This is a genomic window from Vagococcus lutrae, from assembly GCF_003987555.1.
GTDB lineage: Bacteria > Bacillota > Bacilli > Lactobacillales > Vagococcaceae > Vagococcus_A > Vagococcus_A lutrae.
This window is the reverse complement of the sequence record NZ_NGJW01000001.1, coordinates 237243-260476: the sequence shown is the minus strand read 5'-3', so window position 1 is coordinate 260476 and position 23234 is coordinate 237243. Positions and strand designations below refer to the sequence as shown.

At 37.7% G+C, this 23234-nt stretch carries 23 protein-coding genes and 1 tRNA gene; 20 read left to right on the top strand and 4 right to left on the bottom strand.

The window, feature by feature from the left end:
* Positions 1–93 precede the first annotated feature (93 nt).
* Both CBF33_RS01260 and CBF33_RS01255 read left to right on the top strand, forming a co-directional pair.
* Complete coding sequence (locus CBF33_RS01260) at positions 94–1821, top strand: ABC transporter ATP-binding protein (RefSeq protein WP_126760846.1); 1728 nt, start codon at positions 94–96, stop codon at positions 1819–1821.
* Positions 1818–3578 carry an ABC transporter ATP-binding protein gene (locus CBF33_RS01255; protein ID WP_126760844.1) on the top strand — a complete coding sequence of 587 codons (1761 nt, stop codon included), beginning with the start codon at positions 1818–1820 and terminating at the stop codon, positions 3576–3578. The genes CBF33_RS01260 and CBF33_RS01255 overlap by 4 nt, the downstream gene beginning before the upstream one ends.
* A 40-nt stretch (positions 3579–3618) precedes the next feature.
* Here the strand turns inward: CBF33_RS01255 and CBF33_RS01250 are convergent, their stop codons facing one another.
* Positions 3619–3999 carry a DUF4828 domain-containing protein gene (locus CBF33_RS01250; RefSeq protein ID WP_170167724.1) on the bottom strand — a complete coding sequence of 127 codons (381 nt, stop codon included), beginning with the start codon at positions 3997–3999 and terminating at the stop codon, positions 3619–3621.
* A gap of 156 nt (positions 4000–4155) precedes the next feature.
* On the opposite strand from CBF33_RS01250, the gene CBF33_RS01245 reads away from it, so the two are divergent.
* The 10 genes from CBF33_RS01245 (at position 4156) to CBF33_RS01200 (ending at position 12498) form a co-directional block, all read left to right on the top strand.
* The gene (locus CBF33_RS01245; protein WP_126760840.1) at positions 4156–5166 is read left to right on the top strand and encodes a Gfo/Idh/MocA family protein; all 1011 of its coding nucleotides are present in this window, start codon (positions 4156–4158) and stop codon (positions 5164–5166) included.
* A gap of 10 nt (positions 5167–5176) precedes the next feature.
* Positions 5177–6364 (top strand): DEAD/DEAH box helicase, encoded by a 1188-nt coding sequence (locus CBF33_RS01240; RefSeq protein WP_170167723.1) that lies wholly within the window; start codon positions 5177–5179, stop codon positions 6362–6364.
* 26 nt (positions 6365–6390) lie between these two features.
* Positions 6391–9066, top strand: a complete 2676-nt coding sequence (locus CBF33_RS01235; protein ID WP_126760835.1) for a sigma-54-dependent transcriptional regulator — start codon at positions 6391–6393, stop codon at positions 9064–9066.
* 147 nt (positions 9067–9213) lie between these two features.
* On the top strand, positions 9214–9534 hold the full coding sequence (locus CBF33_RS01230; protein ID WP_023606859.1) for a PTS sugar transporter subunit IIB: 321 nt from the start codon (positions 9214–9216) through the stop codon (positions 9532–9534).
* Positions 9535–9568: 34 nt separating this feature from the next.
* The gene (locus CBF33_RS01225; RefSeq protein WP_126760833.1) at positions 9569–9883 is read left to right on the top strand and encodes a PTS lactose/cellobiose transporter subunit IIA; all 315 of its coding nucleotides are present in this window, start codon (positions 9569–9571) and stop codon (positions 9881–9883) included.
* An 89-nt stretch (positions 9884–9972) separates the two neighbouring features.
* On the top strand, positions 9973–11442 hold the full coding sequence (locus tag CBF33_RS01220) for a PTS sugar transporter subunit IIC (protein WP_126760831.1): 1470 nt from the start codon (positions 9973–9975) through the stop codon (positions 11440–11442).
* Positions 11443–11504: 62 nt separating this feature from the next.
* On the top strand, positions 11505–11729 hold the full coding sequence (locus CBF33_RS01215) for a hypothetical protein (protein WP_126760829.1): 225 nt from the start codon (positions 11505–11507) through the stop codon (positions 11727–11729).
* Positions 11730–11747: 18 nt separating this feature from the next.
* The gene (locus CBF33_RS01210) at positions 11748–11927 is read left to right on the top strand and encodes a DUF3188 domain-containing protein (RefSeq protein ID WP_023606863.1); all 180 of its coding nucleotides are present in this window, start codon (positions 11748–11750) and stop codon (positions 11925–11927) included.
* Between the two features lie 15 nt (positions 11928–11942).
* Complete coding sequence (locus CBF33_RS01205) at positions 11943–12356, top strand: DUF3284 domain-containing protein (RefSeq protein WP_126760827.1); 414 nt, start codon at positions 11943–11945, stop codon at positions 12354–12356.
* Between the two features lie 68 nt (positions 12357–12424).
* A tRNA-Arg gene (locus CBF33_RS01200) sits at positions 12425–12498 on the top strand.
* Between the two features lie 51 nt (positions 12499–12549).
* Here CBF33_RS01200 and CBF33_RS01195 read toward each other — a convergent pair.
* Positions 12550–13782 (bottom strand): aminopeptidase, encoded by a 1233-nt coding sequence (locus CBF33_RS01195; protein ID WP_126760825.1) that lies wholly within the window; start codon positions 13780–13782, stop codon positions 12550–12552.
* 193 nt (positions 13783–13975) lie between these two features.
* Here CBF33_RS01195 and CBF33_RS01190 point away from each other — a divergent pair, with 193 nt between their 5' ends.
* A complete protein-coding gene (locus CBF33_RS01190; protein ID WP_126760823.1) occupies positions 13976–14548 on the top strand; it encodes a TetR/AcrR family transcriptional regulator in 573 nt (190 codons plus the stop codon).
* A 48-nt stretch (positions 14549–14596) separates the two neighbouring features.
* Here the strand turns inward: CBF33_RS01190 and CBF33_RS01185 are convergent, their stop codons facing one another.
* Entirely contained in the window at positions 14597–15043 is a 447-nt protein-coding gene (locus tag CBF33_RS01185) for a flavodoxin (RefSeq protein WP_126760821.1), read from the bottom strand.
* Positions 15044–15187: 144 nt separating this feature from the next.
* Here CBF33_RS01185 and map point away from each other — a divergent pair, with 144 nt between their 5' ends.
* Positions 15188–15946, top strand: a complete 759-nt coding sequence (gene map, locus CBF33_RS01180; protein ID WP_126760819.1) for a type I methionyl aminopeptidase — start codon at positions 15188–15190, stop codon at positions 15944–15946.
* Positions 15947–15970: 24 nt separating this feature from the next.
* On the top strand, positions 15971–16873 hold the full coding sequence (locus CBF33_RS01175) for a YihY/virulence factor BrkB family protein (protein ID WP_126760817.1): 903 nt from the start codon (positions 15971–15973) through the stop codon (positions 16871–16873).
* A gap of 10 nt (positions 16874–16883) precedes the next feature.
* Here the strand turns inward: CBF33_RS01175 and CBF33_RS01170 are convergent, their stop codons facing one another.
* Positions 16884–18011 (bottom strand): glycosyltransferase family 4 protein, encoded by a 1128-nt coding sequence (locus CBF33_RS01170; RefSeq protein WP_417168653.1) that lies wholly within the window; start codon positions 18009–18011, stop codon positions 16884–16886.
* A 156-nt stretch (positions 18012–18167) separates the two neighbouring features.
* On the opposite strand from CBF33_RS01170, the gene CBF33_RS01165 reads away from it, so the two are divergent.
* From CBF33_RS01165 to CBF33_RS01145, 5 genes are all read left to right on the top strand, one after another.
* The gene (locus tag CBF33_RS01165; RefSeq protein WP_126760813.1) at positions 18168–19274 is read left to right on the top strand and encodes an LCP family protein; all 1107 of its coding nucleotides are present in this window, start codon (positions 18168–18170) and stop codon (positions 19272–19274) included.
* A 158-nt stretch (positions 19275–19432) separates the two neighbouring features.
* Positions 19433–20500 carry an ABC transporter ATP-binding protein gene (locus CBF33_RS01160; protein WP_126760811.1) on the top strand — a complete coding sequence of 356 codons (1068 nt, stop codon included), beginning with the start codon at positions 19433–19435 and terminating at the stop codon, positions 20498–20500.
* 14 nt (positions 20501–20514) lie between these two features.
* A complete protein-coding gene (locus tag CBF33_RS01155) occupies positions 20515–21660 on the top strand; it encodes a CDP-glycerol glycerophosphotransferase family protein (protein ID WP_126760809.1) in 1146 nt (381 codons plus the stop codon).
* A 3-nt stretch (positions 21661–21663) separates the two neighbouring features.
* Positions 21664–22404 (top strand): WecB/TagA/CpsF family glycosyltransferase, encoded by a 741-nt coding sequence (locus CBF33_RS01150; RefSeq protein ID WP_244919667.1) that lies wholly within the window; start codon positions 21664–21666, stop codon positions 22402–22404.
* A 1-nt stretch (position 22405) separates the two neighbouring features.
* Positions 22406–23224, top strand: a complete 819-nt coding sequence (locus CBF33_RS01145; RefSeq protein WP_023606875.1) for an ABC transporter permease — start codon at positions 22406–22408, stop codon at positions 23222–23224.
* Positions 23225–23234: the final 10 nt, after the last annotated feature.

Sequence of the window (23234 nt, the reverse complement as noted above, 5' to 3'; positions counted from 1 at the left end):
GTAAAAGTATGTGAAAGAGGGTAATTCATATTCTTTTATCTTCAAATATGCTATATTGTAGTGTACTTTACGAAAAAAAGAGGAGGGACTTATATGAAGTTAATGTGGGAGTATACCATGCGACATAAGAAACTTTTGTTTTTTAATTTTTTAAGTGTCTTTGGTTTTATTATCATTGAGTTAGGATTGCCCACCTTATTAGCACAAATGATTGATAAAGGAATCAATCAACAAAATTTTGATGTGGTCAAACGGTTAGGATTGGCAATGGTTGCCATTACGACGATTGGTATTATTTTACACTTGTGTTTGACTTATTTTGTTTCACGCCTAACGACCTCCATCGTGGTTGATATTCGTGACGATATGTTTGCTAATATTCAAGGGTTTTCGCATCACGAGTATGAAACGTTAGGTGTATCGTCACTTATTACACGTACGACGAACGATGCGTATCAAGTCATGCTGTTTTTAGGTATGATTTTACGAACTGGATTCATGACACCGATGATGTTTACTGCCAGTTTGATTTTAATTTTACGTCAAAATGCTTCTCTGGCAAAGTATGTTTTTCTGGCTATTCCGTTTCTAATACTTGGCGTTGTAATCATCGCGAAGCGTTCAGAGCCTATTTCTAAAAGCCAACAGAAAAACTTAGACAATATAAATCGTATTTTACGTGAAAATCTTTCAGGGTTACGCGTTATTCGAGCGTTTGTTAATGAGAAGTTTCAAGAATCACGTTTTGCTAAAGTCAATCAAGATTACGCGACAAGTTCGACTCGACTGTTTACGTTAATGGCGACGGCGCAACCAGCTTTTTTCTTTCTATTTAATATCGTGATGATATTAGTAATTTGGTTTGGTTCCGTTCAAATTAGCGTGGGCGACCTAGCTGTGGGAGAACTTATTGCTTTTATTGAATATATTTTCCATGCGTTATTTTCATTTATGATGTTTTCCATCGTCTTTATGATGTATCCACGTGCGGCAGTATCGGCTAACCGAATTCAAGAAGTTTTAGAGACAGAGCCAAGTGTAGTAGAAACGGCTACCGAAGCCCCTCAAACAACTACACACGGTGTCATTGAATTTCAAGATGTATGTTTTGCCTATCCCGACACGGAAAGTCCTGTTATTCGAGATGTATCGTTTTCTGCTAAACCAGGTGAAACAGTAGCCTTCATCGGCAGTACGGGAAGTGGAAAGTCCACCTTGATTCAGTTAATCCCACGCTTCTATGATGTCACAAAGGGGCGGATTTTAATCGACGGGCATGATGTCCGAGACTATCCGTTACAAACGTTACGTCAAAAAATCGGCTATATTCCACAAAAGGCCTTATTATTCTCAGGTACTATTGAAGAAAACTTGCGCTTTGGAAAGCCTGATGCCACAGCGGATGATTTAGCTTATGCTCTTGATGTAGCGCAAGCAACTGACTTTGTAGCCAGTAAGGAAAAAGGGTTACAAGAGCCTGTAGCCGAAGCAGGAGCTAATTTTTCTGGTGGACAGAAACAACGCTTGGCGATTGCTCGTGCGGTGATACGTCGACCAGAAATATATATTTTTGATGATAGCTTTTCTGCACTTGATTATGCTACTGATGCCAAATTACGTGCGCGTCTAAAAGAAGAAACCGAAGACGCGACCGTCTTAATCGTAGCGCAACGTGTTAGCACGATTATGGAAGCGGACCGTATTGTCGTGTTAAATGAGGGAGAAGTTGTCGGCATTGGTACGCACCGTGAGCTGTTGGCGAACAACCAGATTTACTATGATATCGCCTCATCACAATTAACAGAGGAGGAATTAGCATGAAAACATCTGTTAAGACATTAAAACGTTTGTGGTTTTATCTACGTGTTTACCGAGTGAAGTTTATCGCTGCTTTGTTCTTTCAGTTGATTGCCATAGGCTTGAATGCGATTTTTCCTTATGTTACAGGATTACCAACAACGCGTATTAAAGAAAATCTTGATCAGAATCAAGCCATTGATTTTGATTATATCTTGGTTATCTTAGGGATGTTGGTTGTTATTGCGTTAATATACAGTGTGAGTATGTATTTAGCGAGTCGCTTGATGACGCAAGTCGTTCAAAGTGCTATGCGTGACTTACGTCATGATATTTCGCAAAAGATTAATCGCATGCCGGTGTCTTACTTTGACACGCATCAGCGAGGGGATGTTTTATCACGGATGACGAATGACGTCGATGCCTTAGCGGGAGCTATGCAACAAAGTTTTCTAGCGATGGTCTCAGCACTTTTAGGTATCGTAATGGCCGTTTCGATGATGTTTGCTCTTAATTGGCAACTCGCGCTCGTTGGCGTGACGATGATTCCACTATCGATCGTGATTTCTAAAATCGTCGTGTCTTTCTCACAAAAATACTTTAAACAGCAACAAAAAGCACTGGGTGACTTAAATGGTTACGTCCAAGAAACACTTACAGGCTTTTCCATTTTAAAATTATTTGGACGCGAACAACAGGCCTATGAAGAATTTCAAGAGACGAGTCATCGATTATCGACGTATGGATTTAAATCGGCATTTGTTTCTGGTTTAATGATGCCTCTTGTTCAATTGACAGCTTATTTAGCTTATATCGTCACAGCAGTGATGGGAAGTTATTTTGTCATTATAGGCACCCTGACGGTTGGGAACTTACAAGCCTTTATTCAATATGTATGGCAAGTTAACCAACCAATGGGACAAATTACTCAGTTATCCGGTGTCTTACAAAGTGCGTCAGCTGCGACGGGACGAATTTTTGAATTCCTAGATGAAGCAGAAGAAGAAACACGTCGTGAAATTCATGATTTCACGGGCGAAGTAGCTGGGCGCGTATCATTTGAAAATGTTTCTTTCCGTTATGAACCAAATCGTCCATTAATAGAAAATCTAAATGTTGAAGTGCTACCTGGACAGACAGTGGCGATTGTTGGTCCTACGGGAGCTGGGAAAACAACGTTTATAAATCTCTTAATGCGTTTCTATGATGTCACAGGAGGCGCAATCAAAATCGATGGCGTGAACATTCAAGACATTCCACGCTCGTCACTGCGTGCTCAATTCGGAATGGTCTTGCAAGATGCGTGGTTGTATCATGATACGATTATGGAAAATATTCGCTTTGGTAAACTCGATGCAACAGACTATGAAGTCGTAGATGCGGCTAAAGCAGCCAATGTTGACCATTTTATTCGAACGATGCCAGGTGGTTATCAGATGATGATTGACCAAGAAGGTGGCAACATCTCGCTTGGTCAGAAACAATTATTGACGATTGCTCGTGCGATTATTTCAAATCCTAAAATTTTAATTTTAGATGAAGCAACAAGTTCCGTTGATACACGTTTAGAGTGGTTGATTCAAAAAGCCATGGCGAAAGTAATGGAAGGACGTACGAGCTTTGTGATTGCTCACCGTCTATCTACCATTCGAGATGCGGATTTAATTCTTGTAATGGATCAAGGGAAAATTATCGAACAAGGGACACACGATAGTCTACTCGCTCAAAAAGGTTTTTATGAGCAACTGTATCATTCACAGTTTTCAGAAGAAGCAGAATAAAAAAACGTTCAGCACCGTTTAAAACGGAGCTGAACGTTTTTTAATGTGTCAGTTTTTTTAAAGGATAATAGCGTTCGTTGGCCTCATCGTATAAGTAACACTCTTCAGATGAGTGATAGTGAATTTTAAGAGTAAAGCCATAAGGATCTTTAAAAATAAATAATGACGGAGAGATTAAGACAATCGTTACTTCTAAAGGCGTTCCATTTAAAATTAATTCATGAGAGTCCGTTAGACAAAATTCAAATAATTGTTGCCTTTTAGGGTCTAAATACTGCCACGTGCCGATAAAATGTTGACAAGTCGCAAAGTTATAGGGTGACTGTCTTTTTTGTTGATGGACGATATCGGCCGCAATAACAAAAAGTGAAATAACAAGTCCTAAGAATAAAAGTATTTCAACCAGTATGATAGAATGCATTATAAACACCTCTTTTATGAGTATTATCATAACGGAAATTAATAAAAAAATCTAGCGAAAAGGTTCTCTATACGAAGGGTTAATTTATGGTGTATAATAGAGTGAAGAGTGTTTTTTAAAAGAACATAAAAAAGAGACGGAAAAGGAAGTGAGTCCATGTTACGGTTAGGAATAATAGGAACAAATTGGATTACCGATCAGTTTGTACAGGCAGCATTAGAGACAAAACGTTACGTTTGTATCGGAGTTTATTCACGTCGTTTAGCGACGGCACAAGCATTTGGTGAAAAGTATGGCGCAACACTTTTTGAAGATGACTTGACGCGCTTTTTTGCATCGGAAGAATTGGATGTGATATATATTGCTTCACCGAATAGCTTGCATTTTACCCAAGCGAAACAAGCAATTGAACATGGCAAACATGTGATTGTTGAGAAACCAGCTGTTGCGAATGAAAGAGAATGGAACGAGCTTGTGACACTGGCCGAGCATCATGGTGTGAAAATGTTTGAAGCCGCACGTCATATTCATGAAGAAAACTTCAAAAAAGTAGCCGAACTGATTCATGAGATGGATGAAATTGTTGCAGCAAACTTTAGTTTTATGAAATATTCCTCACGCTTTGATGATGTACGTGCAGGACAAGAACCCAATATCTTTTCCCCGCATTTTTCAGGTGGTGCGTTAATGGATTTAGGCGTCTATCTTATCTATGCAGCGGTAAGTTGGTTTGGAGAACCGGAAGAGGCTTATTATTTTGCGACAAAATTAGCCACGGGGGTAGATGGAACGGGCCATATTATTTTGCGTTATCCGACTTTTGATGTGAATTTGATGACAGGAAAAGTAGGGCATAGTGAATTACCTTCAGAAATTATTGGCTATGATCAGACTATTCGCTTGAATGCGACTAATAGTATTGAAAAGATAGAGCGTTACGACCGTACGAGTGGTGAATATGAGACTATTCCTGTTACGAAGGAGACAAACCCAATGGTAGAAGAAGCGAATGCCTTTGCCGATGTGATGACTCATCTTGGTGATGAAACAATTCAAGCGGCGTACCGTAAATGGTTAGAATTAGGTCAACAAGTCCACCGTCTCATGTATCAATTACGTCAACAAGCGGATTTAAAATTTGACGTAGATTCTTTATCAAATGAATAGGAGTTACACTATGTTAGAGCAGTTACTACCAGATAAATTACGTGTCGCATGGCAAAATAATAACTTTACCCAAGCCACGTTAATCCAAGAGAAAATGTGGGATGAAATAATGGAAGACCAATCAGTGATTGGAATTTCACCAACGGGAACGGGTAAGACATTAAGTTATGTTTTGCCGTTAAGTACTAAAATAAAAGAAAAAGAAGGCACGCAAGTCCTAGTTCTCGTGCCTTCGCAAGAATTAGCCATGCAGGTGAGTGAAGTGTGGCGCGAGTGGCTGAAAGAATATGACGTACGCGTGACGACGTTAATCGGTCAGGCGAATATTAAGCGACAAATCGAACGTTTGAAAGAAAAACCAGAAATCATTGTTGGAACACCCGGTCGTGTATGGGAATTAGTCCAACAGAAAAAAATTAAAGCCCACCTTTTAAAAGCAGTGGTGTTAGATGAAGTCGACCAGTTGATAAGCCATTCAGAACTAAATGCGGCTAAAAATGTATTACAGCGCATCCAACACGAGTGTCAAATCGTGGCTGTTTCAGCTACTGGTAATAAAGTTATCGAACCTGTGTCAGCGCTCGTTCGTCGTGAGATGAAGGTGATAGATGTTACGGGGGAAGATACCTCACAAGGAACATTGGAACACGTTTATATTAAGACAGCGTCGCGTCGTAAAAAAGATGTTTTAAAGCACTTAGCTTATTTTGACCAACGACACGTTTTAGTTTTCTTTACGAAAGTCGAAGATTTAGGAGCAGTTGCGGATAAATTGACCTTTGACGGTGTACCAAATGTGACGTTAGCTTCCGACCAGTCCAAGTTTGAACGTGAAGGTGCCTTACGCTTGTTTAGAGAGCAAAAGGTGTCACTATTGTTGACAACTGATTTGGCAGCACGAGGACTGGACTTGCCGGGAGTCACAGATGTCGTCCATTACGATTTGCCTTATAATGCGGAAAGTTATTTGCATAGGAGTGGTCGTACAGGTCGTATGGGACAGGACGGTCGTGTAATCATGCTTTTAAGTGAACATGAGGAACGTGACTACCGTCGCATGATGAAAGAGATGGAGCAAGTGACAGCAGAACGTTTCATACATGGTGGGGCTTTACATGAAAGTCTACCGAAAGGGCCAGTTAGCCATAAAAATAATAAAGATAAAAAGAAAAAACGTACAACTCGTAAAAAAAGATAAAATGAGTCGTCAGTCGGAGGGATAACATGTCGAATCGAAAAGAACAAATATTCCGCACGCTTGCTACTATGGCAAACGGAGGGACAGCCAATGATATCGCCGATGCTATGGGTTTAGAACGCAGTAATGTTAGCCGCTATTTAAATGAACTGGTCAAAGAACAACGGGTTGCTCGCTCGCAAGGACGCCCGGTTGTTTTTACTGTGACAGAAAAAACGAAAACAGAACAATTTGATATAACTTTTGATAATTTAGTCGGAGCTAATGAGTCGTTAAGTGTCAGTATTCAGCAAGCGAAAGCGGCGATTTTGTATCCACCGAAAGGCTTGCATACGATAGTTTTTGGTGAAACAGGGACAGGTAAATCGCTGTTTGCCGAATGTATGTATCGTTTTGCAGTCAGCTCCGAAAGTATTCAGGATGACGCACCGTTTGTTTCCTTTAACTGTGCCGACTATGCTCAGAATCCACAATTATTATTCGCTCATATATTTGGTGTAAAAAAAGGAGCCTATACCGGTGCTAATGAGGATCGTCAAGGGCTGTTGGCTGAAGCGCATGGAGGGATTCTCTTCTTAGATGAGATCCATCGCTTGCCACCTGAGGGTCAGGAGATGTTATTTACTTTTATTGACAAGGGCGAATATCGGCCGCTAGGAGAAAGTGCCAAAGTCCACGAGGCATCCGTCCAGATTATCGGTGCAACGACTGAGAACTCGGATATGTTTTTGACGACGTTTAATCGTCGTATCCCTATGTCTATTACTTTACCACCATTACGTGAGCGTTCGATTGATGAACGATACGAAATCGTCACACTTTTTATTAAACAAGAAGCCGACCGTTTACAGCAAAAGATTATCGTCGAGCGAGAAGCTATTTTAGCGTTCATGCTTTACCATGCTGAAGGGAATATCGGACAAGTTAAACGAGATTTAAAACTAGTCTGTGCGAAAGCTTTTTTAAACTATCGCACGCATCAAGAGGACTATTTGACCATTCATCAAAAAGACTTACCCTTACAAGTCCAAAAAGGATTATTAAAGATTAAAGAAATGCCAGAACGTATCGATCGTTTTGTTGATAAGAATAGTCATTATTTAACTTTTGAGCCGGGAACGAATGAAGTGGTTTGGTCACTCGACCCTGCAAGAGATATGAGTGTATACAGTACAATAGAAGAAAAAGTGTCAACTTTGACCCAACAAGAACTGGAAACACTGGATTTGGAGTCTTATATTGAAGCCAATGTCGATCAGTACTTTGAAGCCTATGTCGATGAGCTAGCGCGTAGTAACATACATCAAGATTTAATTGAAGCGGACGTGTGGGAATTGACAAACCGTCTATACGATGTCGCTGAAGAACGTCTTGACCGTTCCTATCATGAAAAAGCACGTTTTACTTTTGCTTTGCATTTACAAGGGACGCTCGAACGGATTAAAGACAATCGAAGTATCATCCATCCAAACTTAAACGATATTCGGATTCATTATAAAAAAGAGTTTAAGGTGGCAATCGACCTTTCGGCAATGATTGAAGAAGCATACGAGATTGAAATTCCTTTTGATGAAATCGGATTTATCACCATGTTTCTAGCGATTGACACAGTTGAGCCACAAGAAACGCAAGACAATCAAGTGGCCATTGTATTACTCATGCACGGAAAATCAACGGCCTCCAGTATGTTAGAAGCCGTTCAAGAATTATTAGGTACTACGACGGGAACAGCTTTTAATATGCCTTTAACAATGGAAGTTCAGCACATGTATGAACAAGTAAAAAACTATGTCATTGACCATAAAGAGCAAATGGCGAGTGGAATGTTGTTATTAACAGATATGGGGTCTTTAAATACATTTGGGAATATGATTTATGAAGAAACGGGCGTTCGCACTAAAGCGATTTCTATGGTAAGTACCATGATAGTCTTAGAGGCCGTGCGAATGGCCAGCATTGGTAGATCGTTAGAAGATATTTATCAAAATGTTCAGATGTCATTTGAAAATATCGTGCGGACACAGTTTCGACCGGAAAAACAACGCGATAAAGCTGTGATTGTGACATGTTTTACGGGAGAAGGGGTCGCCACAAAATTATATGAACGCATTCAACCAGTGGTCAATACGGATGAAGTAGAAATCATTCAAATGCAATTCTTAGAAAAAGAGGCGTTTAAAAAGCATATCGATCGGTTAATGGAACAATATGATATTAAAGCGATTGTTGGAACTGTAGATATCGAGTATCAAAATATCCCGTTCTTTTCAGCGTTTGATATTTTTAACAACGATAAGCTCAATGAATTAAAACGCTTGGCAGCCAATGAATTATCGATCGGTCAAATTATTGCTTCGTTAGAAGGGACGATGACAACGATTGAGTCTGTTTCAGAATTATTATTACTCTTGCAACATCAAATTCATCAAATTCAATCAGACATGCAAGTGATTGTTGAACCAGGTATTGATGCGGCCATCCTTATTCACTTAGCCTTTCTGGTGGAAGCTCTAAATACAGGCGTAAAAAAACGTGATTTTGACGACTTGGAACGTTTTAAACGTAAACATTTGATTGCATACAATGCGGTCCAGTCTAATTTAATGCCTGTTGAAAAGCGTTATCACCTTGAAATACCAGAAAGTGAAATTGCTTATGTTGCGCAAATGTTTATCGAAAATAAGATAAAACAATCTTATTAAATAACTGTGTGTAAACTGTGCAATCCAGTGTGTAACATAAAAATATCAACACAAACCGTGTTATAACAATAACCGTGCCAACATGAAAAGTTGGCACGGTTATTGCTTTTATATAAGTGTCAACAAAAAAAGAGAGGAGACAAAAAAATGTCAAAGAAAACAATTATGTTAGTATGTTCAGCAGGAATGAGCACAAGTTTGTTGGTTACAAAAATGGAAAAAGCAGCCGAAGCAAGAGGATTAGATGCAGATATTTTTGCAGTATCAGCTTCAGATGCGGATAATAATCTAGCAGAAAAAGACGTGAACGTTTTATTATTAGGCCCACAAGTACGTTTCATGAAAGCTCAATTTGAAGGTAAGTTAGCTCCTATGAACATTCCTTTAGATGTCATCGATATGAAAGATTATGGCATGATGAATGGTGAAAACGTATTAGACCAAGCTTTAAAACTTATGGGAGAGTAAAACTCCACGAACGTGAAAGAAATGAGGTAGTAAGATGGAAGAACAAAATTTAGAATCCATCATGGGATTAATCGTCAATGCTGGTAACGCAAAAAGTGATGCGATGGAAGCCATCCAAGCAGCGAAAGCCGGAAACTTTGATGAAGCTGATGAAAAAATAAAAAGTGCGGAAGCCTCTTTAGTCGAAGCGCATCATTCTCAAACAGGATTATTAACAAAAGAAGCACAAGGTGAACATATGACAGTAACGCTTTTAACTGTTCATAGTCAAGACCACCTAATGACAGCCATTGCCTTTACAGATTTGGCAAAAGAAATTATCGATTTACATCGTGAAATAGCAAAATAGTGCTATTTCACGCCTGACTTGTTCAGGATTCCCTTTGGTATCAATTAATTTTTTAATTGATAAATAAATTTTAATAGGAGGAGTTTTACATGAATGCTTTAACTTCATGGTTAGAGAAGTACATTCTACCGATTGCCGCTAAAATTGGTGGAGAAAAGCACTTAGTAGCGTTGCGTGATGCCTTTATCGGAACCATGCCTGCTACAATGGCCGGGTCAATCGCCGTTATGATCAATGCGATTATTCGTGATTTACCAGGACAATTTATTGAAGGATATGACCCAGGTTCTATTCCCGTTATCAGCCAAATTATTGGAATTAATGGTTTCGTTTGGAATGGTACCATCGCAGTTGCCGGTTTGATTTTTGCCTTTTCATTTGGATTTAACTTAGCGCGAGCTTACGGCGTTAACGACTTAGCAGGAGGTATCGTTTCATTAGCAGCACTTATTCAAGGTATCGCATTTTCTGCTCCTGCAGCTGTACAAGTAGAACAAGGTGAATTAAACAAAAAAGCATTAGACGTTTTAGCAAATGCTGGTTCAGTTATTGGTGAAACGACTGTCACAGACCCTGTAACAAAAGTTGAGACGGTCTTTACAACGATTACAAACAATTCATGGGGTTGGTTAAAACTTGACCACTTGAATGGTAACGCGTTCTTTACTGCAATGATTTTAGGTTTTGTCTCAGTGATTATCTTTGCTAAATTAATGCAAAAAAATATTACAATTAAATTACCAGATAGCGTGCCACCAGCTGTATCTAAAGCTTTCGCTGCGATTATTCCAGCAACAGCTTCATTGTACATTATCGCTATCTTCAACTACTTCTTTACAAACTTAATGGACGGCCAATTATTTATTGATTGGGTGCAAGAAACCATTGCGAAACCATTAATGGGTGTCTCTCAAGGTCTAGGAGCAGTTATCCTAATTCAATTAATGATTCAATTGTTCTGGTTCTTCGGAATTCACGGAACAAACGTTATGGCACCAATCTTAGAAGGTGTCTTTGGACAAGCTCAATTAATTAACATTGATATTTTCCAAAAAGGTTATGCAGGTAAAACAGGTACAGAGGCTGTTTTAGCAGCGATTGAAGATGGCAAAGCATTTATGTGGGTACGTGGTTCATTTGACGCCTTCACAATGTTTGGTGGATCAGGTGGTACAATTACCCTTATCCTTGCTATTTTAATCTTCTCTAAACGTGCCGACTACTTAACTATCGGTAAATTAGCTTTAGGACCTGGTATATTCAACATTAACGAACCAATTATGTTTGGTTTACCAATCGTATTAAATGCGATTATGTTTATTCCATTCCTATTAGCTCCAGTTGTTTCAACAGCTATCGGTTACTTAGCAACCTCTGCTGGGTTAGTTGCCCCTGTATCACAAGCCGTGACATGGGTAGTTCCACCACTATTATTACCATTCTTAGCAACAGGTGCTGACTGGCGTGCGCCAATCGTTTCACTTGTAGCGATGATTGCGACATTCTTAATCTGGGCACCATTTGTTATTGCAGCCAACAAGATGCAACCAGAAGAATAAAACAAAAAAGAAGGTTGCTGAAGTCTCTTCAGTAACCTTTCTTATTTAAAGGAGAGAAAAACATGATTGTCATTAACGTAGCGATGCAACACGATAATATTATTGAACTATTAAACAGCTTAAACCAAGAAGACATGACCTTCTCATTTAAAGAGAAAAAAGGGATTAAACTGTATTTTGAAACAAATGCGAGTGATTTAGACCGTGCCGCTAAAATAGCCAAAGACGCGATAAAAGCACAACCATGGGGTAGTGTGTTATACTTGCAAGCTGAAGCAGCAAAATAAAGAAAAGGATGAGGTAAGATGACCAAAAATGGACTATTCTTCATAAGTATCGGCTTGTTAATTTTTATGTTCAGTGTAAACCGGACGACTCTTCAGTATAATTTATTATCAATGGTGACCGGTATTTTTTTCATCGTTGTCGGAGCGGCGTTAGTTTATAAAGCAAAGCAAGATGAAAAAAAAGGAAAGAAAGAATAAAGTGAGGGATAAACGATGGAAATCACACGTCAGATGAAAGTTCCAGCAGAATATATATATAAACAAATAATGGATTCTGTTATTCATGATATTCGCCAAAACACTGGAAAAACGGTGCCGCGTCAACGTCTAGATCAATATGAGTATATTAAAGACTTTGGCAAAAATAACCGTGCGAAAATTAAAATTGATAAAGCAGAAGAAAATAGAGCCTATCATTTTACCACCTCGACAACGAAAAATCAGTTTGTCGTGCAATATGATATCGAGCCGTTAACAGAGACCACGTGTCAAGTAACATATCGTGAGTCGATGACATCCTATGGCTTTATGCAAAAGCTAAATGATATGGCAGTCGGTATCTTACTTGGTTATTTTCGTAAACGACGTTTCAAAAAAATGCTTGAGATGATGGAAGAAGGCTATTAAGAAAGCAGTACAGATGAAAAGTAGGCTTGACAGTACGAAAAGAAATTCGATACAATCATCTAGTAGCTGCTCTCGTAGCTCAGTCGGATAGAGCAATCGCCTCCTAAGCGATAGGCCGCTGGTTCAATTCCAGTCGAGAGCGTAAAAACACCCCACAACATAAGATGTTGTGGGGTGTTTCTGTATAATTAGACTATGCCCATTCACCTTGACGGAAGATTGGAACACGTGTCCCGTCAGCACGGATACCATCGATATCCATTTTATCGGAACCAACCATAAAGTCTACGTGTGTCGCACTGCGGTTTAATCCCACTTCGGCTAATTCTTCTTGTGACATCTCTGTTCCACCTTCAACATTGAAGGCGTAAGCAGACCCTAATGCTAAATGGTTTGAAGCATTTTCATCAAAAAGGGTATTGTAGAAAATAATGCCTGATTGAGAAATAGGGGATTGATGTGGTACAAGCGCCACTTCACCTAAACTTTTAGCGCCTTCATCGGTTTCTAAAAGTTTTAATAAAACGTCTTCTCCTTCATCGGCCGTTGCCTTGACAACTTTCCCATTTTCAAAAGTGAAAGTCATACCGCTAATCGTAGTACCGCCATAGCTTAATGGCTTCGTGCTAACGATGACGCCATCAATACGACGATTGTCAGGCGCAGTAAAGACTTCTTCTGTTGGCATATTCGCCATAAATTTTTCGCCACGTGCGTTCAGACTGCCAGCGCCTTCCCAACGGTGGTTTTTAGGTAAGCCAATGGTTAAATCTGTACCAGGTGCAGTGTAATGCAAAGCGTCGAATTGTTCCGCATTTAATTCATCAGCTTTCGACCATAGCGTTTTGTCGTGTTGCTCCCAAGCTGCGACAGGATCCTCTTCATAAATACGGGTAGTTTTAAAAATTTGATCCCATAATGCGTTTACTTGCTCGTCTTCTGTTGCAAGGTGAGGGAAAACTTTTTTCGCCCAAGCACTACCAGCAGCAGCTACGACCGTCCAACTCACGCGATTTGCTTGTGTTGCTTCGCGTAATTTGACCATTGCTTTCCCCATCGCTAGTTGATGCATGGCAATGCGCTCGGTGTCTAAACCAGCGTAAGCTTCAGGGTCACGTGACACCACACTAATTCGACTAGCACCTGCTTCAATCCACGCTTCAGACTCGGCCACTTTATAGTCGGGAACTGTTTTTAACACGTCTTCATCAGCATTTGCTAAAAATTCACGCGCAACGGCATCATCTGACCAGTTTACAATGACTTGTTTCGCTCCAGCTGCGTATGCTTTTTTGACAATCAAACGCGCTAAAGGTGCTTGCTCAACATCGATTTGTAGGACAACCGTATGACCTTTGTTTACATTGACACCAGTGCTAACGATTAACGTAGCATATTTATCCAAAAGCACATCAAAATTTTCCATCTATTCTCACTCCTAAATTAGTTTAATATGTTTTCTATCATAGCATATTTGTGTAAACGCAACAATTGAAGATATGAGTGACACTGTTAAATAATAAATTTTATAAAAAATGTTCTTTTAAAAACGGGCGTTTTGTGATATTATAATTTTTATCTAATAATAATATAATAAAACTAATAAAGGAAGTGAAAAAATGGCAAGAAAGAAAACAATCACCAAGAAGCAAATTTTACGCGCCGCTTATACGATTGTTGCAACGGAAGGATTTTCTAATTTCACCGCTCGACGTGTTGCGAGTAAGATGAAGTGTTCAACTCAACCCATTTATCTAGAGTTTCAAAATATGAGCGATTTAAGAAAAGAAGTCTTAAACAAAATAAACGAGCGACTTGAACAAGAAATTTACTCCCGCGTGATTTTAGGGGATGCTATTTTAGACCTTTCCATTGCCTATGTTGAGTTTGCAATTAATGAACCAACGATGTATCGTGCTATTTACACGGAAAACTATCCAGAATCACAGTATGTGGTGGACTATGGACGTCGTTTATTCATGAAGAATTTAAATAAAGACTTAAGATATCGCGACCTGGAGGAACCTATCAAAGACAGTCTTTTTACACAAACGTGGTTGACAGCTACGGGTATTGCGACGTTATCATCAGGTAATCTCTATCGCCCATCACGAGATGAACTAGTTAAAGCCGTGAATGGTACGATTCGCAGCATTTTAGAGCAAGATGATTATTACACACAACCTGCTTAATACGTATAAAAACTCAGCTTTTGTTATGTTAAAAGCTGAGTTTTTGTTTTATTCTGTTATTTTAGAAGCTAATTCAGACGCAAATGCTTCTAATCGTACAATATCTTCCTCTTCGGCTGCTAAATCAACTTTTACCGACTCGGCGCCTTTTGTGGCTCCTGTTTGACTAAACACACGGTCAAAATCATCGACACATGAGCAGAACATCTCGTAAAAAGTATCACCCGAGCCCACAACCCCGTAAAGCTTACCTGTTAAATCTAATTCTTTTAAATCCTCGTAAAAATCGACAATATCGTCTGGCAAAGCACCTTCATCATATGTGTATGTACCCACGACACAAATATCGGCGTCTAGAAAATCTTCGGCATCGACTTGCGTACACTCGTTAAGTTCTACATCTAATCCTTCATTTTCAAAGGCTTCGGCAACAATATCCGCAATTTCTTCTGTATTACCTGTTAGACTAGCATATACAATTTTGACTAAAGCCATTTTCATTCCTCCTCATACAAATTCCCTTTCATTATAACAGAAAACGAAATGTTTCACATAGTGAAAGTGAAAGTTTTTCAGTTTGGTAATATATGGGTGGTATGATAAAATATGAAGAGAAAAGAGAATGTGAGGAGAGTTTAAATGATTTCATTAAAGTCACAAAGAGAAATTGATAACATGGCGAAGTCTGGTGAAGTATTAGCAGAAGTTCATCGTCAGTTGCGCGATTTTATTAAACCTGGAATTACAAGTTGGGATATTGAAGTATTCGTCGATGAACTAATTCGTAAACAAGGTGGTATTCCTGCTCAAATTGGTTTTGAAGGATATGAGTACGCGACATGTTGCAGCATCAACGATGAAATTTGCCATGGTTTCCCTCGTAAAGAAGTGCTAAAAAATGGCGACTTAATCAAAGTTGATATGTGTGTCGATTTAAACGGTGCCATGTCAGATTCTTGCTGGTCATATGTAGTCGGCGAAGCAACGCCTGAATTAGAACGATTAATGGATGTAACGAAAGAAGCGTTGTATCGCGGTATCAAGCAAGCGCAAGTGGGCAATCGTATTGGGGATATTGGACATGCGATTCAAACTTATGTTGAAGGAGAAGGTTACGGTGTTGTACGCGACTTTATCGGCCATGGTATTGGACCGACCATTCACGAAGCACCAGCCGTTCCCCACTATGGAGAACCTAATAAAGGGTTGCGTTTGAAAGAAGGCATGGTTATTACGATTGAGCCAATGGTCAATACTGGCACATGGAAGATGAAAATGGATGACAATGGTTGGACGGCACGTACGCAAGATGGTGGTTTAAGTTGTCAGTATGAGCATACGATTGCGATTACAAAAGAGGGGCCACGCTTGCTTACGGATCAAGGAGAGGGAGCTTAACCTTTTCTAATAAGGAGAACACTCATGGGGAGTCAGGAGACGAAAAAAGAAAAGTTACAGCGGTTTGCAGAGGCATTCAAAGAACGTATGGGAGATGCGGAAATAGGTATCTCTTCTTCTGCTATTGCGTATTATTTGTTATTATCTATCTTTCCGTTAATGATTGCTTTAGGAAACTTATTACCATTATTGAAGATAGATCCAGAAACGATGTTAGGTTATTTACAAATTGCGATTCCACCCACAGTTTTTGAGCTGTTAGAAGGTACGATTCGTAATTTGTTAGAAAACTCGAGTGGTGGTTTATTATCTATTTCAGCGGTTACGACACTTTGGGCGGCAAGTAAAAGTATCAATGCACTTAGTCTTGCTTTAAATAAAGCGTACGGACTTGCTAAAACACGTAACATGGTCATTTCACGTATTTTATCGTTTTTTATCATTTTTGGCTTGATGATGATGGTAGTCGCCGTCACGGTAGTGTTTACATTAGGTCAGACGATTATTGATTATTTGACACCGTATTTCCCTGTGATTGCCTCGTTTTCAGATAAATTTGGGACGTTAAAATGGCCGGGGATTCTGATTACATTGTTTATTACCATGCTTTTAATTTATACATTATTACCAAATGCAAAATTAAAATGGCGTTCGATTATTCCAGGAACTTTATTTGCTACGGTTAGTTGGATGTTGTTAACACAGTTGTTTGGCTATTACGCGAAATACTTTGCAAGTAGTTTTTCAAGTTATGGGATTATCGGAAGCTTTATCATTGTCATGTTGTGGTTTAATTTTGCTGCCAGTGTGATAATCATTGGGGGTATTTTAAATGCAAGTACTGAAGAATACACCTCAGGAGAAATAAAAGTGAGAGATTCTGTTTTTCATGATGTGAAGAAGAAAATGCAAAAAAATGAAGACTAGTTTAAAGTCTTCATTTTTTTTTATATTCTTCTAATACTTTTTTTCGATAAGCTTTATTTCCTATGAATTTTAAAACATTTAAGAGAGGCTGTCTATTTTCCCCTACAAGTCCAATTTGTTCAACGAATAATTCTATAGCTAATAAAAGTGATAAAACCATAAATATATTAGCCACGATATTGGTAAAAGAATAGAGTATAGCAGCAAAAGAAAAAATAAAGGAAAGTGCATAAATCATTAATACTGCTCCTCTATGAGTAAAACCTAAAGAAATAAGACGATGATGTAAATGCATATGGTCAGCATTTGAAATAGATTGTTTGTTTAAGGTCCGACGAATAATCGCGTAAAAAGTATCAGTAATCGGAACCCCTAAAATAATTAAGGGTGTTATGAGTGAGATGAATGTTGCATTTTTAAGACCTTGAAGTGACAAAATGGCTATCATAAAACCTAAAAATAAAGCACCTGTATCACCGAGATATATCTTAGCCGGAAAAAAATTGTATGGAAGAAAACCAATAATACTTGCAACTAGCACGAAAATCATAATTGGAACTTGAATGAGTACACCTCCAGAGCTTACTGCAATATAACCAATAATACCTATAGTAGTAAGTGCAATGGCTGAAACGCCAGAGGCTAGACCGTCTAGACCGTCGATCAAGTTGATAGCATTAGTAAACCCGACAATCCAAAAGATGGTAATCGGTAAGCTAAACCATCCTAAATTTAATTCAATTAGACTACCAATGTTAATCGTTTCAAACTTAATCCCTGCAAAAAAGTAAGCTGAAAATGCAGCGACTAGAGTGCCAAACATTTTCTGTCTAGGAGTTAGCTCGAAAATATCATCTAATAGACCAGTAAGCACGACAATTCCACTGACAGCGATTAATCTCAATGAAGCAGTAAGATCAATGATATCGGAAAAAAGTAACAGTAAAGAAAGAGAAAAGCTAATATATATAGCAAGTCCACCAGCAGAAGGCATTGGTATTTTATTGATACGTCGTTCATTTGGTAAATCAACGGCGTTAATTGCAAAGGCTAATCTACGAATGATTGGAGTTAAGATAACTGCCATAGTGACAGTTAATAATAGTTTTAAGAACAGATTCATTGTAAAACTCATGATAGTTTACCTACTTTCGTAATATCAATTTTATTATACCTTAACTATAGAAACAAACCAAATATCAAAATATAATTTTATGTTAAGGATTTAACATATCTTTTTAAGTAGCTAAAGTTGTGCTATAATATAGAAATTAATATTAAAGGATGGCTTAAAATGCAAAAAAATAGCAAAGATGATACAAAAAAAACGCGCTCAGAGCTACATAAAAATAGTCGTAAAAAACATAAAAAGATAAAACCTTGGCAAGTTATAGTAGTTATCATATTAGGCTTGATTTTGGCGGGAGTGGGTTATGCTGCGAGAGTATTGACAAGTGCGAACAATTTGCTCTCACGTTCATATACCCCTATAGAAAAAAAAGTTGAAGAAAATAGACACATAGATCCATTAAAAGATCCAATCTCAATATTACTGCTAGGAGTAGATAATGATGATGATAGACAATTAGATTCTACTAGGACAGATGCTATGATCTTAATGACTTTTAATCCAATAAATAAAGATATTAGTATGGTAAGTATTCCAAGAGATACTTACACATATATGTCAATACCTAACCAGTTTGAAGGAATGACGAAAATAAATGCTGCATATTCATTTGGAGAAGCAGAGGCTGCAATTGATGCGGTCGAAGACTTGATGGAGCTTCCTATCAACTATTATATAACAGTTGATTTTACCGCATTTGAAGATATTGTTAATGCCGTAGGTGGTGTTGAAGTGGATGTTCCGTACGATATAAAGGAGCAAAATGCAAAAGGGAAGTTTGTTATTGACTTAAAAGAAGGACGTCAACATTTAACTGGAGAAGAAGCATTAGCTTTTGCTAGAACAAGAAAAGGTGATAACGACATCCTTAGAGGCAGTCGCCAACAAGAAGTGATGAATGAAATCATGAAAAAGGCAATGAGTATTGGCTCGATTACCAAACTTGAAAATATTATGGAAGCTATTTCGGGTCACTTCTGGACGAATATGGATAAACAGACAATTTTTAAAGTAGCAGAGGCAGCATTGGTAGGGAAAGAAAGTTATGATATTCAAAATTATATCTTTGATTGGTCGGGATTCAACTATTATGGTGAGGATATGGTCGGCTTAAATGACGACAGCTTGCAATATATTAGCCATAAGCTACGTCTTTCTTTAGGACTAGATGAACCAGACGAGCGAGATGAAGAAGGATATGAATTTCAGACAAATGGGTTAACCTCTCCTAAAAATATACCAAATGATGGTATGGCAGTTTGGGAGGAATAAAAAGATGACGATTTAGTCATCTTTTTTTCTGCTCTAACACATCCAAATTAAGGAAGAGTATAAGAATAAATTAAAAGTTAAGGTGTCTTTTGTAAAAAAACACAGAATGATGTAAAATTAATGAGATATAAAGAAAATAATAGAGGTGACTAACAGTCATGAGTCGAGAAGTAAAAGTAAATTTACAAATGGTGACTAAGGAATATGATTTATATAAAAAGAAGTCGGATAAAATTAAAGCTTTATTTCGTTTCTCACAAAAAGATATTCCGCATTTTTGGGCTTTAAAAGGCGTCGACTTGCAAGTATATTCCGGTGAAACGATTGGTTTGATAGGAATCAATGGCTCGGGGAAATCAACACTATCCAACATTCTTGCTGGTATTATTCCTCAAACCTCAGGTGTTGTTGATATTAAAGGCGAAACCTCCATTATTGCTATAGGAGCTGGATTGAAAGGCCAATTAACAGGATTAGAAAACATACGTTTAAAATGTTTAATGACAGGTATGACCAATGAAGAAGTTGATGAACTTATGCCCGATATAGTAGCGTTTGCCGACTTAGGTGATTTTATCGATCAGCCTGTAAAAAACTATTCAAGTGGTATGCGATCTCGATTAGGTTTCGCAGTAGCAGTTCATCAAAATCCGGATGTTTTAATTATTGATGAGGCGTTATCAGTAGGAGATGATACGTTTTATCAAAAATGTGTCGACCGCATTCAACTTTTCCGTTCGCAAGGAAAGACAATCTTTTTTGTAAGTCATTCTTTAGCTCAAATAGAAAAAATCTGTGATAGAGTTGTGTGGATGCACTATGGTGAGGTTAGAGAAGTAGGCGAAACAGCAGAAGTAGTAAAAAACTATCGAGAATTTACTGAGTGGTTTAGAAAGCAACCAGCGAAGGCTAAAAAAGATTATCAAAACGAATATAAAGAACAGCAAAAAAACTTTATAAAGGAAGATTTAAAACCTATAGCACGTGAGCGAGGCCATGGTCCTGAGGCTTTAGAAGAGCCTCCTATTGGGAAAATGTCTATGATGACGAAGGTCATGTTACTTATTGCTGTTATTTTAGCGATATTTGTAGGGACAGTTAGTGTCTCAGGTCGCTCACTTAAAACGGTAATATTTGGTGATTCTGTGGTAATGGACTACTCACAAACAACAACACTAGCCAATCAGTCATTTTTAATAGACCAGATTAGTAAAGTTGATAATTGAAAGGATGTAATAAAGTGTTCAAAAGAAAGATAAAGACTTTATTACTGACTTTAATAGAAAAAAGATTAAAAAAATTAAAAAAAAGTTCGAAGCCGACTTCTGAGATTCATTATCTAATGACATTTCCAAATAACGACCAAGGTTTTATAGCAACACTCATAGAAGAGTTTGGAGCTTCGTCGGTTAAAATTGGTTATCAATATTCTTGTAAGAAAGAAGCAGAAGAGTGGGCAAATCATGGTGTTAAAATTTACTCTCTTGACTACACACCGGCTTTTTTTATAAAAAGTTTGAAAGAACTAATGAAAGCAAAAATATTAATTGTAGATAACTATATCGCTTTTTTAGGAAAATTTCGCATTTATAGTGAGGCCATATTTTTTCAAATATGGCATGCTAATGGCGCTATTAAAACTTTTGGATGGGAAGATCATCAAACACATTTACGTGGGAAAGAAGAACAAAGACGTTTTCAAGAAGTTTATGATGCTATCGATTATTACGTGGTAGGTTCTGATAAAATGGCAGAGGTTTTTCAAGCGAGTTACCGTATTCCTGAAAAAAAAATATTGAAAACAGGCTTACCTAGAACCGATTATTTTTTTGATAAAGCAGAGAAAAAGTATCAAAAGGAACGATTTAATTCGTTATTTCCAGAAGCAGTTAATCGTACAGTGATTCTGTATTCCCCAACTTATCGTAACGATGAGCAGAATAGTAGAGAGACATGGATACTAAGTGATGACTATGTGTTATTTGAAAAGAAACATCCGCATCAAACAATGTGTAAGTTGGATAATACTTATGTTATACGAGATTTTAAAGGGATGACGTTACCAGAGCTATTATTTTCGGTAGATGTTTTAGTAACTGACTATTCTTCCATTCCTTTTGAATATGTGTTAGCATGCCCACAAGGTCGTATTTACCTGTATTGGTACGATAGGAAAGAATATCAGCAACACACTGGACTACAAGAAGAAAGTTATCAAGCATACGAAGAGATAATTGTTGAAACTAAGCAAGATTTAATGAATTGCATTGCTTTAAATGAACAGACGGAACATCTTTCTCTCAAGGAATGGAATACATATAATGATGGTAGAGCTACCTATCGTTTAATTGAACGAATGCGAGATATTATAGACAAGGGTGAATGAATCGTGACAGAGTATATTAATAACATTCCTGTGGATAAACTAACGATTACAGAAATAATAAACGAGCTTCCCAAGCTTTTAAGTCAAACAAACAAATGGTTATTTATGAGTGTGAATCCACAAATTGCTTTGCATGCACATAAATACCCATCAATTATAGAGTTGTTAGAAAAAGCTAGTCATCGTATTCCTGACGGTGTAGGAATTGTAAAAGCTTCTAAGAAATTAGGAGGGAACATCACAGAGAGAGTTGCGGGAATAGATTTAATGATAGCCTTTCTACAATATGCTAACACGCATAGCTTAAGTATATACTTATATGGTAGCCGACCAGATGTTTTAAGAGATACCGTCTTAGCTATTAAGAGAGATTATCCAAATATTAAAGTGTTAGGATCTACCGATGGATATACTGATAAAAGTACAGATGAAATCGTAAGTGAAATTAATCGATTGAAACCAACGTTTTTATTTGTAGCATTAGGATTTCCATTGCAAGAGCTTTGGATAGCAGAAACATATGAACAGTTAGATGTCCAAGTTATACAAGATGTTGGTGGAAGTTTTGATGTTATCAGTGGCTCTGTTAAACGAGCTCCAGAGTGGGTGATTCGATTAAACATTGAATGGCTATATCGCTCGTTAAGTCATCCTTCACGTTTAAAACGGATTATTGAGTTGCCAATTTTTTTAAGAGAGGCAAAGAAAGCCAGTAAGAAAAGTGAGAAAAAAGGAGTCAATTAAGGTGAACGATATTCAATTAGTAATCTCAGAACAAATAAAAAACTTCGGCATCATTCGTCGGATTTCAACATATGAAGAAAAAGCAACATATCAAAGTCACTATTTAGGGTTAATATGGCAATTTTTGAATCCAGCTATTCAGATAGGTATTTATTATTTGATTTTTGGATTAGGGGTACGCGGAGGACGCGAAGTCCAAGGTGTTCCATTTATTATTTGGATGTTAATCGGAATCATCGCTTGGTTCTTTATTAATAGTTCAATACTAGGGTGTTCTAATAGTATCTATAAGCAGGTGGGTATGGTTTCGAAAATGAAATTTCCAGTAAGCATACTACCTTCTGTTAATATGGCAAGTAATTTAGTCAGTTATAAATGGATGATGTTATTATTAGTTACCGCAATGGTAGGTTTTAGAGTGCCTATTACTATTTACTGGGTACAGTATGTTTATTATTTTGTTTGTATGATTGCTTTCCTTTTCGCATTTGGTATTTTAAATGCGACCATTACTGTTTTGGTAAGAGACTATCATATTATGTTACAATCTATTTTACGATTATTATTCTACTTATCAGGTCCTATTTGGGATATTAATACACTTGTAAAATCTCCACATTTATCGTGGTTAGTTGGTTTTTTGAAATTGAATCCTATTTATTATATTATTGAAGGATTCAGAGATTCCTTTTTATCACGTCAATGGTTTTGGGAAAAGCCAGCTCAGACTTTATTTTTCTGGCTTGTCGTCTTTATCTTACTGACAATAGGGGCTCATTTACATATGAAATTCCGTGCCCGCTTTGTTGATTTTATTTAAAAAGAGAGAA